A 12,592-nucleotide genomic window follows, 5' to 3' on the forward strand; every position below is an offset into this window, starting at 1 on the left:
ATGTTTGATATCCTCATGTACTTGTTCGAAAACTTTATTCATTCGGACATGGAGGTTGTGGTAAACCATGACGAGCTTACCGATGAACTGACGCGTGCAGGCTTTCACCGTCAGGAAATTCACAAAGCTTTAGCATGGCTAGAGCGCTTGGCTGACTTGCAAGATAGCCAAACGTTGCCATACGTGAATAAGTCGCCGAACAGCAGTACACGGGTCTTTACGGCCGAAGAAGTTGCACGTCTGGATTGTGCCAGTCGTGGGTTCTTAATGTACCTTGAAAACCTTGGTGTGCTAGACTTCGCCACACGAGAAATGGTAATTGACCGTGTTATGGAGCTAGACACTCAGCAGTTTACGCTGGACGATTTGAAATGGGTGGTGCTCATGGTGCTATTTAACGTACCAGGGCACGAAGACGCCTATGATCAAATGGAAGGCTTGCTGTTTGAAGAACCCGAGGGTTTATTGCATTAAATGACCGATAACTTCTTAGAGCCGCAGTCGCTGGGTGTGCCTTGCCCCCGGTGTGAGCGCGATCTGCAACTCAAAAAGGGCCGCTTTGGGCTTTATGTTGGCTGCAGTGGTTACCCCGACTGCGACTATATGACCGCCGCTGATTTTGACCCTGGCACCGATGCCGCCTGCCCTGCGTGTCAGCAAGGCAAGTTAGTGCAAAAAACAAGTCGCTTTGGCAATTCTTTTTATGCCTGCGACCAGTACCCCAAGTGCAAGTTCTCCGTTAATCTACCCCCAGTTCAAGAACAGTGCCCCAAATGCCAGTTTCCATTACTGCTGAAGAAAAAAACATCTGCCGGAGAGCGTTGGATTTGTGCTGATGATTCCTGCGACTACAAATCTTCGATAAAATAAGAGCTATTCACATAGCAATGACCAAGTAAGAGAATTGTCGAATGACCGAACAAAACGACACCTGGTTTGCCGCCAAGCAAGCTTTTCAGAATGGTGAATTGTTGGCATACCCAACCGAAGCCGTTTTTGGGCTAGGCTGCGATCCGCGTAACGAGTTGGCAGTGTCAAAACTGCTAGATGCAAAGCAGCGCCCGCAAGAAAAGGGTTTGATTTTATTGGCGGCTGACTACAGCCAGTTGGTTGCCTTTGTGGATGATGCCAAAATACCGCAAGACAAGCGTTTTTCGGTGTTTTCTCATTGGCCTGGGCCAGTCACCTTGTTGCTCCCGGCCGCGCCACATGAACCTGAGTGGTTGCGGGGCGCACATAATCAAATTGCTGTGCGAGTAACCGCACACGAACCGGCTCGTCAGCTCTGTCGCGCCTTAGGTAGCGCCATCGTGTCAACTAGCGCCAATATCAGTGGTCAACCGGCTTTGTGCGAAGCTGCGGCTGTTCGTGATACCTTCGGAGACAAGGTTGCTTGGGTGATGGACGCGCCGACTGGTGGCGCGAGTAAACCTTCGCGAATTATTGACCCACTCACACAACAAGTTATTCGGGATTAATCATGCATGACTCTATGCTGGCGCAAGTTAACGCGTACTTGAAAAGCCTGCAAGACCGTATTTGCACGGCATTAGAACAAGCCGACGGGCTTGGTCAATTTGTTGAAGACTCGTGGCAGCGCCCCGGTGGCGGTGGTGGCCGCTCACGCGTGATGCGCGAGGGGGCTGTGCTCGAACAAGGAGGCGTGGGCTATTCCCATGTGTTTGGCGAGCAAATGCCCGCTTCAGCAACGGCGCATCGGCCCGAGCTAGCCGGGCGGAATTTTAATGCTTGCGGGGTGTCGCTGGTCATGCACCCGCGTAATCCGTACGTGCCGACTAGCCATGCGAATGTGCGATTTTTTATTGCCGAAAAAGAAGACGCTGAACCAGTATGGTGGTTTGGTGGAGGCTTTGACTTAACGCCGTTTTACCCGTTTGACGACGACATTAAACATTGGCATCAAGTGGCCTATGACGCTTTGCAGCCATTTGGTGAAGAGCTGTACCCCAAGTTTAAACAATGGTGCGATGAGTACTTTTGGTTGAAGCATCGCGACGAAACCCGTGGTGTTGGGGGGCTGTTTTTCGATGACTTAAATCAACGCGGCTTTGAAGAAAGTTTTGCGATTATGCGGGCGGTAGGCGACGCTTATGTTGAGGCTTACTTGCCAATCATTGCGCGCCGTAAAGATACACCGTACGGCGAACGTGAGCGTGACTTTCAGTTGTATCGTCGTGGTCGTTATGTTGAATTTAACCTGGTTTGGGACCGTGGCACTTTATTTGGCTTACAAACCGGCGGCCGAACCGAGTCTATTCTCATGTCAATGCCGCCGCTGGCGCGTTGGGAATATGGCTTTGAACCAGAACCCGGTAGCGCAGAAGCTAAACTTTATAGCGACTATTTGCGCCCCCGAGACTGGCTACAAGAGCTTTAATGGGTGTTGATCATGTGGTGCGCTAAGTTGGTAAACTGAGCGCGCAACTGAATCTTTAACGGGTCGTCGTGAACCTGCTCATCAAGTACTTGATACATGCACAGCAGCCATTGATCGCGCATACGTTCATCAATTGTAAAGGGCATATGGCGAGCGCGTAGGCGAGGGTGGCCGTATTTCTCCTCAAACAAGGCGGGGCCGCCCAACCAGCCACTGAGAAATTCAAAAAACTTCTCGCGAATGGTATCAAGCGGTTGCGGATGCATCGCCAACAATTCTTTTGCGCGAGGGTCGCGCTCCATGACATCATAAAAGCCGTTAGCGATAGCACGCACGGCGCTTTCGCCGCCAAGTTGTTGGTAGAATGTTTGCGGCTCGGTGGCACGCTTGCTACTTTTGAGGAAATTAAACATGGCGTTTTTTACAGTATTTGGGAATCCGGTTGCACATAGTTTGTCACCGCAAATTCATGATGCGTTTGCCGCACAGCATGGTTTGGGCATACGTTATTTGCCCAGTTTAACATCGGCTGGCCAGTTTCGTCGCGCAGTCAGCGACTTCTTTTACTGTGGCGGTGCCGGCGCAAACGTTACTGTACCTTTCAAAGAGTCTGCTTATGAGCTAGTCACCCATCTTACTACACGGGCGGCAAAGGCGCGGGCGGTGAATACGCTCATTCCTTTGGGCTTTGGCCAACTGCTTGGTGACAATACTGACGGTATTGGCTTAATCACTGACTTACGCGTGAATTGTCACCAACAACTCAACCAACGGGCGGTCGTGCTGTTGGGCGCTGGAGGCGCCGCGCGTGGAGCGCTGCATGCGTTGTTGGAGCAGCCGGTGGCGTCAATCACGGTTGTAAATCGCACCATTGCGCGGGCTGAAGAACTTGCACAAGACAGCCAAGACAGCCGTGTCACGGCATGCGCGTTTGATGCATTAGCGATAACCTCAGGTGCTTTAGTGATCAATGCAACCAGTATTTCCTTAACAGATAAGTCAGGCACAGCGTCACTACCAATAGCAACGGCTGAACTCGCTAAGGCAACCTGTGCTTACGACATGATGTATGGTGCGGAACCGACGGTATTCATGCAGCAAGCGCGAAGCGCAGGTGTTACTAATGTGTTTGATGGATTAGGAATGTTAGTTGAGCAGGCGGCTGTTGCATTTAAGATTTGGCATGACGTACAGCAGCTAAACACGCCACAGGTCATTGCAAGTCTGCGAGAGAAACTAAAGTGTAAGTAGCTTAGCTGGCGCTAGTCGCGAAGAACAATATTCGGGCTTAAATCAACATCACCCTCATGGTTGACCGTGGCAAACTCACTGCCGCGGCGCACAACCGCTAACGGGCCGTCTTCTGTGTTGCGAATAAAGGCAAGATCAAAACCGAATTTTTGTAATTGGTACACGCCAAATTTCTGGTCCATGGATAACCGTTCCCACCATTCAGTTTGGTTTAAAGCGATGCGACGACGCTCGAAATCTTCGAGTTGGCGCAGCTCTTCTTTGGTTAGGTTCATTGTTTCTATTTCCATAACACCACATTTTGGTTGGCTGGATAGTGTTGCTCACTATGTATATACATTACCTAGTAAACATTAGTTCACATTGCTTTTGCAAGAACTATGACAAGCATTATATAGAAAAACTTAATGAATGTTGATTCCTTTTGCGCATATAGTCGTCAGATAACGCGCAAAAATTGTTCTAAAAAATTTCAATTTGCTACTGGCAATCAGCCAACAATGTGTTAGTCTTTCTGTTCGATTCAAATTGAATCAAAAAGCTCACGCAAAAACATGTTCCTCATAATGGCGAGGGCAAAAATCAGTTTCCACAGCTGATACAAAATAAGAATAAAACGCAGTTAGGGCTTCAGGATTTCTTCGAACCCCTTGTTTTTCAAGTCATTCAGACAAAATAGCACGCCAGAGATCAACGATCTTTAACTGGCAGGCTCCGTCGTTTTCAACAGACTTATCCACAATGTATCCACATATTGCCAAGCCTCGTCAGTAGCGAACACAAGCTAGCTATGGCATGCTAGCGCAATCGCAAATACCTGAGATTTACAGCATGTCGCAAACATCTTCAAAAGCACCATTGTCGGTTCCAGAAAATCCATTTGTTTTGGTAGACGGCTCGTCTTACTTATTCCGTGCATTTTACGCGCCGCCGCATTTGACCAATTCGGCCGGAGAACCCACTGGCGCAATTTATGGCGTGGTGAACATGCTGCGCAGCTTGTTGAAAAAGTATAAGCCGTCGCACATGGCGGTGGTGTTTGATGCAAAAGGAACAACCTTTCGTAACGATATATACGCCGAGTATAAAGCCCATCGCCCACCAATGCCTGATGACTTACGCAGCCAAATAGCGCCGCTACACAAAATTGTGCAGGCGTTAGGGTTGCCGTTGTTGTGCATTGATAACGTAGAGGCCGATGATGTGATTGGTACGCTTGCGCAGCAAGCAAGTGAGGAAGGGCGCTTCACGCTAATAAGTACCGGCGATAAGGACATGGCGCAGCTAGTTAATGACCATGTCATGTTAATTAATACCATGACCGACACTTTGTTGGACTACGACGGTGTGGTTGAAAAATATGGTGTGAAACCCGAGCAGATGATTGATTTGCTGTCGTTAATGGGTGATAGCTCGGACAATATTCCCGGCCTGCCGAAAGTGGGCGAAAAAACCGCCTTAGCCATGTTGCAAGGTATGGGCTCAATTGATGCGATGTTGGCCAACCCTGAGGCGATTAAAGATCTTGGTTTTCGTGGTGCGAAAACCATGCCTGAGAAGCTCGAAGAACATAAAGAAACGTTACTTATGTCACGTGAGCTGGCAACCATTAAGTTAGACGTGCCGCTCGACTTTAAGCCGGACGAGCTGACTATTCAGCCCGCTGACACAAATCAACTTGTTGAATTGTATAAACAATGTGAGTTTCGTCGATGGTTAGCAGAGGTGCTTGAAGACGGCGCTGCCAGCGACCAAGCATTGGGCCATGAACAGCCAACGCAAGCAGCACCAGAAACCGCCGTAAGTCACGACGGTTATGAAGTTGTCACAACCCAAGAGCAGCTTGATAAGTGGGTTAAAGCTCTTGAACAAGCCGAGCAGTTTGCGTTTGATACAGAAACCACCAGCTTGAACTATATGGAAGCAGAGTTAGTTGGGCTGTCGTTTGCGATTGAACCTGGCCACGCCTGCTATATTCCGGTAGCGCATGACTACCCTGGCGCACCAGATCAATTAGACCGAGCCGATGTGTTAGCTCAGCTCAAGCCGCTATTGACCGGCAGCAAGCCAAAACTCATTGGTCAAAACCTCAAGTACGACAGCCATATTTTGCGTCGTTACGACATTTCTTTAGGTGCTATTGCCAATGACACCATGCTGGCTTCGTATGTGTATAACAGCACAGGCTCACGGCATGACATGGACAGCTTGAGTTTGCAGTACCTGGGTCATAAGCCCATTGCATTTGAAGACATTGCCGGCAAGGGCGCGAAACAAATTACCTTTAACCAAATTGCGTTAGAGCAGGCGGCCCCTTATGCAGCCGAAGACGCTGACGTGACGTTGCAGCTGCATCAGAAGTTGTGGCAAACGGTTAGTGCTGAGAAGTCGTTACTGCACGTGCTTGAAACCATTGAGCTGCCATTGGTGCCCGTGTTAGTCAATATGGAGCAGCATGGCGTGCAAATAGACGCGCAATTGTTGGCGCGTCAAAGTCATGAAATAGCGATGGAGCTACAAAGTTTAGAACAGCAGGCCTATGACATTGCTGGCGAAGAATTTAATCTTAGTTCGACCAAGCAGCTGCAGCAGATTTTGTTTGAAAAACTACAGCTACCGGTGCGCAAAAAGACACCCAAGGGCGCCCCGTCAACCGCCGAAGAAGTATTGCAAGAATTGGCGCTTGACTACCCATTGCCAAACGTCATTATGAGCCACCGAGGGTTGAGCAAGCTCAAGTCGACCTATACCGACAAGTTACCTAAAATGGTGAACCCACGCACCCAGCGTATTCATACGTCGTATCATCAAGCGGTAACGGCCACCGGCCGGTTATCTTCAAGCGACCCGAACTTGCAAAATATTCCGATTCGCACTGAAGCTGGCCGACGTGTGCGAAAAGCATTCACGGCGCCGGATGGCTACAAAATTATGGCCATTGACTATAGCCAAATTGAATTGCGAATTATGGCGCACCTATCGGGCGACAAGGCGCTTGTGGATGCCTTTTCAAAGGGCCGAGATATTCACAAGGCCACCGCCGCTGAAGTGTTTGGCGTACCGTTAGAGCAAGTGACCAGTGAACAACGCCGTCGTGCGAAAGCGGTGAATTTTGGTCTTATTTATGGCATGTCAGCGTTTGGCCTAGCTCGGCAACTCGATATTCCGCGCCAAGAAGCACAAGACTATATGGACAAATACTTTGACCGCTTCCCCGGTGTGTTGAAATATATGGAAGAAACGCGGCAACAAGCCAAGCGCGATGGCTATGTTGAGACCATTTATGGCCGCCGTTTACAGTTGCCAGAAATTAAATCGCAAAATGGCATGCGCCGCAAAGCGGCAGAGCGTGCAGCAATTAACGCGCCTATGCAAGGTACCGCCGCTGATATAATTAAGCGAGCGATGATCGCGGTGCACCGTTATTTGCGTGAGCAAGTGCCTGCTGATGATGTTTGGATGATCATGCAAGTGCACGATGAATTAGTTTTTGAGGTTCGCGAAGACAAGGTGGCGGACTATCAAACTAAGCTAGTTGAAATTATGGAAAACGCCGCTGAACTTAAGGTTCCACTGATTGCCGAAGCGGGTGTGGGGGACAACTGGGACGAGGCTCATTAAAAAAATTGAATTTTTCAAAAATTTTTTTGAACTAATTTTTGAACCGCCAGTCTGAACATGTGAAAGGCGCATTAAATGAACTCGGTTCGTTTGTCATTACCTTTCTGAGATGTTCTCTCCCTGGATTGTAAGAACTTTTGCCCGGCTTTATGCCGGGCTTTTTCTTTTCTGCGCACGCCGATTTGCAATAAATACACCCGTTAAAATGGCCGCCATGCCAATGGCGTGCTCAATGAGAAACGGCTCACCGTCAATCACACCAAGTATTAGTGCCACGATTGGAATTAAGTAGGTAACCGAGCTAGTAAACGTGGTATCCGTCATTTTTACGACAGTATTAAAAATAATCAGCGCCATTGCGGTGCCAATAACACCCAGTATAAGAATGGCTGTCAGCGAGAAATATGTGCCAGATTGTGCGGCGGTAATTTGCTCTATAAAGGGTGTTGCAAAGAGTAAATAAAGCAACGCTGGTGGCGCCACTAAGAACAAGCTAACCCCAGTAATCGTCAATGCGCCGAGGTCGGGAATATGATGCTTGATAAGATTAAGATTAATACCGTAACAAATTGTCGCCAAGATAATGAGTAACGCATAGGCGTTAAATTGGAATTCGCCGCTGCCATTAGCGGTAATTAATATGACCGTACCGGCTAAGCCAATAAGTACACCAAGCCATTGTTGCAACGCCACTATTTGCTTAAAAACCAACACGCCAATAAGCAACGTAGCGAGCGGCGTAAAGGTATTCAGAACGCCGGTGACGCCACTAGGTAACTGCGTTTGCGCAAAGGCAAACAAAAACGCGGGAATAAAGCTACCCACTAAGCCAACCGAAATAAGCTTCGGCCAGTGATGGCGTTGCACCGTTTTAAAACGTTGCATTAAAAAGGGGAGCAAGACGAAGCCTGCGGAAGCAATGCGAATGGCTGCGAGTTGATCAGGGCGAAAGGCGATAAGGCCTTTTTTAATCAGGATAAATGAGCTGCCCCAAATCATTGCGAGCAGCAACAATAGTAACCAGGCTTTTAGAGGCGGTGTCTCATTCTGCTGCATCGGCGTTAACCGTTGCATCTGCTGACGTGTTCAGCCAGTTGGAGAGTATGACCTCAACTTGTGGCAGGCCGATTTTATTGAGCGAGGAAAACATTTCTACCTGCACCCCGTCGCCAAACACTAATGCGGCTTCACGAGCCTGTAGCAGCGTGCTTTTACGCTGGCTCGGCTTGAGTTTGTCGGCTTTGGTAAGCAACACCAGCACAGGAATGCCGCAGTCAGTTGCCCAATGCAGTAAATCCTGATCGGTGTCACGGTATGGGTGACGAATATCCATCAATAATACCAGGCCACGCAATGACTGACGTTTCTGTAGGTATTCGCTAAGCGCCAGGTTCCATTTTTCTTTTACCGCCAGTGGTACTTTGGCGTAACCGTAGCCTGGCAAATCGATTAAGCGTTTCCCTTCAGTAACCTCAAACACATTGATAAGTTGCGTGCGGCCAGGCGTTTTACTGGTGCGTGCTAATGCTTTTTGGCGCGTAATAGTATTTAATGCGCTTGATTTACCTGCATTGGAGCGACCAGCGAACGCAATTTCGACGCCGGCATCGTCAGGCAACTGTCGAATATTCGCAGCGCTCGTGATAAATTTTGTGGGTTGAAAGTTCAACGTGGTGTTCATAGACGTGTTTAAGACCTCAATTGAAACCACATAGTATCATGATTAGACGTTTAATCCTTACAACTTTTGTGTAAAATAGCGTCTGTTACAACATCCAGAGCAGAGATATCGATCATGAAAAAAATCGCAATGTTCGTCGGCCTGTACCTTGGCTTAACAGGTGTCGCTATGGCAGCAACCGGTGACGCTGAAGCAGGACAACAAAAAGCAGCGGTATGTAGCGCTTGTCACGGGCCCGATGGTAATGCGCCATCAGACATGTATCCGAAAATTGCCGGCCAGCATGAGGGCTACCTGTTCAAACAGTTAAAAGATTATAAGCTTGCTGCTGAAACTGGCGGCGAGCAAGGCCGTGTTAACGCCATCATGCAAGGTCAAGTCATGATGCTGAGTGAGCAAGACATGGCGGACTTGGCGGCGTATTACGCTTCACAAGAAATGGAAGGCGGTAGCGCCCCTGAAGACGTGATTGCTGCAGGCAAGAAGCTTTTTGTTGCCGGCGATGAGTCTCGCGGCATTGCGGCTTGTGCGGCTTGTCATGGTCCGCGTGGCGACGGTATGGCATTGGCCAACTTCCCAGATATTTCTGGTCAACACGCTGCTTATACCAAAGCCCAGTTAGAATTGTTCCGCAGTGGTGAGCGTGCAAACGACATGAATAACATGATGCGCGACGTGGCTAGCAAGCTAACTGACAAAGATATCGAGATTCTTTCGCAGTATATTCAAGGCTTGTACTAAGCAGAAAAAGGCAGCTTTCGCTGCCTTTTTTGTTTTTTTGTTGCAAAAAAACAGTCACAAAATCGCTCTGTTTACGCGGACTTGAGAGAAAAGTAATAAGAAACTAGTTTTTTAGAACATAATAATCATTGATAATTTGCTACGAATAAGTACATTGAATGCCATTGGATTTTAGCGAAGCCACGTAGAATAAGGCTTAGCTAAGTTACGAATTAAAATCCAGGGAATAAAAACACGGCCAGGAGGCCGCCTTTTAACCAAGCACAATAATAAGAACAGAGCTTGAGTTAATGCGCTTTAACTAATAACAATAATAATAAAAAAGCTCACGGACGTTATAATTAAAAACATGGAAGATAATGACAACCGTTCTCGAAATCGCACGTGCGCTGTGTGAAAGATTGAGAATAAATCAGGCGATGGAAACATCGCCTTTTTTATTGTCTGCAAGATCAGGTAAACTATGCGCTAGTTTCAAATTCACCTGTTCTGGAAGCACACATGACTCGCGTCAAAAAGACTCGCAAAACTGGCCCACTTGCTGCGGCCAAAAAAACTCAACCTGAATGGGAAAAGCAAAGTCGTGCCAAAGCACCGGCTAAAGCCACTCATAAAAACAAGGGCCGTAAACCGGGAAGCCGTTTTAATGTTAGCGATGGCCAGCGGCAATCGTCACGTGTTGCCAGTGGGCAAGCAACGGATGACCCAAGGTTTGGTAGCAAAAAGCCTATTCAACTTATTCGCCCCGACCAATTAGCGGAAGCTACAAAACCTGCTTTTGACCGCAAGGCCGCTTTGGCTGAACTCAATGCCATCGAAAACGATGACCGCCTACAGGCGTTGCTTGATCGTGCTGATGAAGGTGATGAACTTTCTGCCACCGAAGCACGTTATGTTGAAGAGCGCACAGAGCGCTTCGCGCAGCTTGCTGAGCAATTAGGCATTGAAATTGATGACAGTGATGATGTTGATGACCTAGAATTTGACGACGAATTTGAGGATGACGATGACAGATAGCAGCTTGCCATTGTGGGCTTGGATTGCAGCAGTAGTCGGTATTGTAATTATTTGCGCGCTGGCATTTTACGCAGGGCGCTTGCTGGGGCAGTTAAAGCAGCAAAATCAACGCCGTGACTACGCCTTAGCAAAACGCAACGAAAACCTGCATGAAAGCATTGTGACCATTGCCAAAGCGATGGATCAAGGCCAATGCCCGTTGTCTGAGGGAGCGTTACGCTTAGTCGTTCTGCTTGACCTGCGGGTTGAGTCAAATGAGGCAAAATACGCTACGCGTTATCCAGCTTTGCACGACATGTATGAGCGCATTAAACACATGCCAACGCATGAAGCGCGTAAGCAATATCCAAAACAAGAAATACGTAAAATGGATAGCGAACGGGAAGGGTATGAACAAGAGCTGGAAGACGTCATTTTGCAAGACGTCCGCCAGCTTTTGAAAGACTTCGGCTAAGTTATTGCTTATAAACTTGGCCGTCTTTAATAACCAAGTTAACGCCGCTGAGCAATTCAATATTGTTTAGCGGATTACCTTCAACCGCAACCACATCCGCACGCTTGCCGACTTCAATCGTGCCAATATCGTCTACACCAAGTAGTTTAGCCGCTTCCGCAGTTGCGCTGCGGATGGCCGTTAATGGCGGCATACCAGCTTCAACCATATAGATAAATTCACGATAGTTTTCACCGTGGTCAAACACGCCTGCGTCGGTACCAAAGGCTATTTTTACGCCGGCTTTATACGCCTCAGCGAACGTCGACTGAATTTTGGGCCCAATAGCGGCCGCTTTAGGACGAACGATATCTGGGAAGAAACCGTCAATTTTTGCGCGATCAGCCACCGAGCGACCAGCAGTGATGGTTGGCACGAAGTACACATTATTCTTTTTCATCGCAGCCATGACTTCGGCATCCATGTAGGTACCATGCTCAATAGAATTTACCCCCGCTGCTATTGCGCGCAGCATCCCTTCTTTGCCATGTGCATGAACCGTCACCTTCATGCCGTAGTCTTTAGCGGTTTGTACCACTGACTCAAGCTCGTCAGTCATGAACTGCGGATTCTGACCGCTTTTAGCAACACTTAAAACGCCCCCAGTCACCGTCAATTTAATAAGGTCGGCACCGTCTTGGTAGCGAGCGCGAACAGCTTCACGCGCTTCGTAGGGACCATTTAATACGCCGTCAGCCGGTGTTGGGCTTTCATAAAGGCCTTTGTAGGCACCGTTGGTTGGGTCGGCGTGGCCACCGGTTGTCGCCAATGATTTGCCTGCGGTATAAATACGTGGGCCGATAACTTTTCCAGCGCTCACAGCGTTACGAAGTGCAATACTTGCGTTATAAGAGTCGCCTAAGTCACGAACCGTGGTGAACCCAGCCATGAGGGTTTTATTAGCATAATTCACAGCATCTAAAGTGACGTCAGCAGCGCTGTGGGTAAATTTATGCATATAGCTGCCAGGGCCTAGTTGCGACGTTAAATGGGTGTGCATGTCGATAAAACCGGGCATGACCGTACCTTGTCGGCGATCGATCACTAAGTCGCCTTCTGTGGGGGCTTTGAAGCCTTTTTCAATGGCGGTGATTTTACCTTCATCAATAACAACGGTCATATCGGTTTTTGGGTTTGCTTGGGTGCCATCAATAAGTGTGCCGGCATATACCAGGGTATCAGCTTGGCAGACACTGGTAAGTCCAAGAGCCACGGTCAAGGTAAGTAAGCGTCGCATGGTGAATTCCTTCCTGAGCTATTTGTTATAGTTTATTTAGCTTACACCATAGCGATCGGATCACTATATGGTCAACGTATATGGGAACCATTGGGCGCTTTTTCTCGCTTTACTAACGCAGAATAGCGATAAATTGATATACTAACCGTCTAA

14 protein-coding genes are annotated in these 12,592 nt (G+C 48.3%); 9 read left to right on the plus strand and 5 right to left on the minus strand.

Translation table 11 applies throughout. The annotated features are described in order from the left end of the window. Genes BM334_RS06660 through hemF form a run of 4 tightly spaced genes read left to right on the plus strand, consistent with a single transcriptional unit; the run spans nt 1 to nt 2,398 of the window. Nucleotides 1–474 (plus strand): DUF494 family protein, encoded by a 474-nt coding sequence (locus BM334_RS06660; RefSeq protein ID WP_055439464.1) that lies wholly within the window; start codon nt 1–3, stop codon nt 472–474. Continuing rightward, nucleotides 475–870 carry a DNA topoisomerase family protein gene (locus BM334_RS06665; protein ID WP_092839779.1) on the plus strand — a complete coding sequence of 132 codons (396 nt, stop codon included), beginning with the start codon at nt 475–477 and terminating at the stop codon, nt 868–870. Nucleotides 871–911: 41 nt separating this feature from the next. Continuing rightward, nucleotides 912–1,478, plus strand: coding sequence for an L-threonylcarbamoyladenylate synthase type 1 TsaC (gene tsaC / locus BM334_RS06670; RefSeq protein ID WP_092839782.1), 567 nt, complete (start codon nt 912–914; stop codon nt 1,476–1,478). Nucleotides 1,479–1,480: 2 nt separating this feature from the next. Then, nucleotides 1,481–2,398 (plus strand): oxygen-dependent coproporphyrinogen oxidase, encoded by a 918-nt coding sequence (gene hemF, locus BM334_RS06675; protein ID WP_092839784.1) that lies wholly within the window; start codon nt 1,481–1,483, stop codon nt 2,396–2,398. On the opposite strand, the gene BM334_RS06680 is transcribed toward hemF, so the two are convergent. Further along, nucleotides 2,395–2,811, minus strand: coding sequence for a group II truncated hemoglobin (locus BM334_RS06680; protein ID WP_092839787.1), 417 nt, complete (start codon nt 2,809–2,811; stop codon nt 2,395–2,397). The two genes, hemF and BM334_RS06680, sit on opposite strands and share 4 nt — an antisense overlap. Here BM334_RS06680 and aroE point away from each other — a divergent pair. After that, nucleotides 2,810–3,649, plus strand: a complete 840-nt coding sequence (gene aroE / locus BM334_RS06685; RefSeq protein WP_092839790.1) for a shikimate dehydrogenase — start codon at nt 2,810–2,812, stop codon at nt 3,647–3,649. The genes BM334_RS06680 and aroE overlap by 2 nt on opposite strands. A gap of 11 nt (nt 3,650–3,660) precedes the next feature. Here aroE and BM334_RS06690 read toward each other — a convergent pair whose 3' ends face one another. Then, nucleotides 3,661–3,939: a hypothetical protein gene (locus tag BM334_RS06690; protein WP_126801842.1), complete on the minus strand. Its 279-nt coding sequence runs from the start codon at nt 3,937–3,939 to the stop codon at nt 3,661–3,663. A 541-nt stretch (nt 3,940–4,480) separates the two neighbouring features. Between BM334_RS06690 and polA the strand changes: the two genes are divergently transcribed. Further along, nucleotides 4,481–7,270: a DNA polymerase I gene (gene polA / locus BM334_RS06695; protein WP_092840043.1), complete on the plus strand. Its 2,790-nt coding sequence runs from the start codon at nt 4,481–4,483 to the stop codon at nt 7,268–7,270. Between the two features lie 147 nt (nt 7,271–7,417). Here polA and BM334_RS06700 read toward each other — a convergent pair whose 3' ends face one another. Further along, entirely contained in the window at nt 7,418–8,326 is a 909-nt protein-coding gene (locus tag BM334_RS06700) for a DMT family transporter (RefSeq protein ID WP_092839797.1), read from the minus strand. Then, entirely contained in the window at nt 8,313–8,951 is a 639-nt protein-coding gene (gene yihA / locus BM334_RS06705; protein ID WP_092840046.1) for a ribosome biogenesis GTP-binding protein YihA/YsxC, read from the minus strand. Before yihA ends, BM334_RS06700 begins: the two co-directional genes overlap by 14 nt. A gap of 114 nt (nt 8,952–9,065) precedes the next feature. Between yihA and BM334_RS06710 the strand changes: the two genes are divergently transcribed. The 3 genes from BM334_RS06710 (at nt 9,066) to BM334_RS06720 (ending at nt 11,163) form a co-directional block, all read left to right on the plus strand. Further along, complete coding sequence (locus BM334_RS06710) at nt 9,066–9,692, plus strand: c-type cytochrome (protein ID WP_092839801.1); 627 nt, start codon at nt 9,066–9,068, stop codon at nt 9,690–9,692. Between the two features lie 501 nt (nt 9,693–10,193). Further along, nucleotides 10,194–10,709, plus strand: coding sequence for a Der GTPase-activating protein YihI (gene yihI, locus BM334_RS06715; RefSeq protein ID WP_092839804.1), 516 nt, complete (start codon nt 10,194–10,196; stop codon nt 10,707–10,709). Next, the gene (locus BM334_RS06720; protein WP_092839807.1) at nt 10,699–11,163 is read left to right on the plus strand and encodes a DUF2489 domain-containing protein; all 465 of its coding nucleotides are present in this window, start codon (nt 10,699–10,701) and stop codon (nt 11,161–11,163) included. The genes yihI and BM334_RS06720 overlap by 11 nt, the downstream gene beginning before the upstream one ends. 1 nt (nt 11,164) lies before the next feature. On the opposite strand, the gene BM334_RS06725 is transcribed toward BM334_RS06720, so the two are convergent. After that, nucleotides 11,165–12,439: a metal-dependent hydrolase family protein gene (locus BM334_RS06725; RefSeq protein ID WP_092839810.1), complete on the minus strand. Its 1,275-nt coding sequence runs from the start codon at nt 12,437–12,439 to the stop codon at nt 11,165–11,167. Between the last annotated feature and the right edge of the window lie 153 nt (nt 12,440–12,592).

Origin of the sequence: Pseudidiomarina donghaiensis (assembly GCF_900116895.1) — a bacterium.
Taxonomy (GTDB): domain Bacteria; phylum Pseudomonadota; class Gammaproteobacteria; order Enterobacterales; family Alteromonadaceae; genus Pseudidiomarina; species Pseudidiomarina donghaiensis.

What these genes read in the sequence shown, in the direction of transcription:
- BM334_RS06720 (WP_092839807.1), top strand. Translation starts at nt 10,699, where the DNA reads ATGACAGATAGCAGCTTGCCATTGTGGGCTTGGATTGCAGCAGTAGTC.
- yihA (WP_092840046.1), bottom strand. Translation starts at nt 8,951, where the DNA reads ATGAACACCACGTTGAACTTTCAACCCACAAAATTTATCACGAGCGCT.
- BM334_RS06690 (WP_126801842.1), bottom strand. Translation starts at nt 3,939, where the DNA reads ATGGAAATAGAAACAATGAACCTAACCAAAGAAGAGCTGCGCCAACTC.
- polA (WP_092840043.1), top strand. Translation starts at nt 4,481, where the DNA reads ATGTCGCAAACATCTTCAAAAGCACCATTGTCGGTTCCAGAAAATCCA.
- BM334_RS06660 (WP_055439464.1), top strand. Translation starts at nt 1, where the DNA reads ATGTTTGATATCCTCATGTACTTGTTCGAAAACTTTATTCATTCGGAC.
- BM334_RS06665 (WP_092839779.1), top strand. Translation starts at nt 475, where the DNA reads ATGACCGATAACTTCTTAGAGCCGCAGTCGCTGGGTGTGCCTTGCCCC.
- yihI (WP_092839804.1), top strand. Translation starts at nt 10,194, where the DNA reads ATGACTCGCGTCAAAAAGACTCGCAAAACTGGCCCACTTGCTGCGGCC.
- BM334_RS06680 (WP_092839787.1), bottom strand. Translation starts at nt 2,811, where the DNA reads ATGTTTAATTTCCTCAAAAGTAGCAAGCGTGCCACCGAGCCGCAAACA.
- BM334_RS06700 (WP_092839797.1), bottom strand. Translation starts at nt 8,326, where the DNA reads ATGCAGCAGAATGAGACACCGCCTCTAAAAGCCTGGTTACTATTGTTG.
- BM334_RS06725 (WP_092839810.1), bottom strand. Translation starts at nt 12,439, where the DNA reads ATGCGACGCTTACTTACCTTGACCGTGGCTCTTGGACTTACCAGTGTC.
- aroE (WP_092839790.1), top strand. Translation starts at nt 2,810, where the DNA reads ATGGCGTTTTTTACAGTATTTGGGAATCCGGTTGCACATAGTTTGTCA.
- BM334_RS06710 (WP_092839801.1), top strand. Translation starts at nt 9,066, where the DNA reads ATGAAAAAAATCGCAATGTTCGTCGGCCTGTACCTTGGCTTAACAGGT.
- tsaC (WP_092839782.1), top strand. Translation starts at nt 912, where the DNA reads ATGACCGAACAAAACGACACCTGGTTTGCCGCCAAGCAAGCTTTTCAG.
- hemF (WP_092839784.1), top strand. Translation starts at nt 1,481, where the DNA reads ATGCATGACTCTATGCTGGCGCAAGTTAACGCGTACTTGAAAAGCCTG.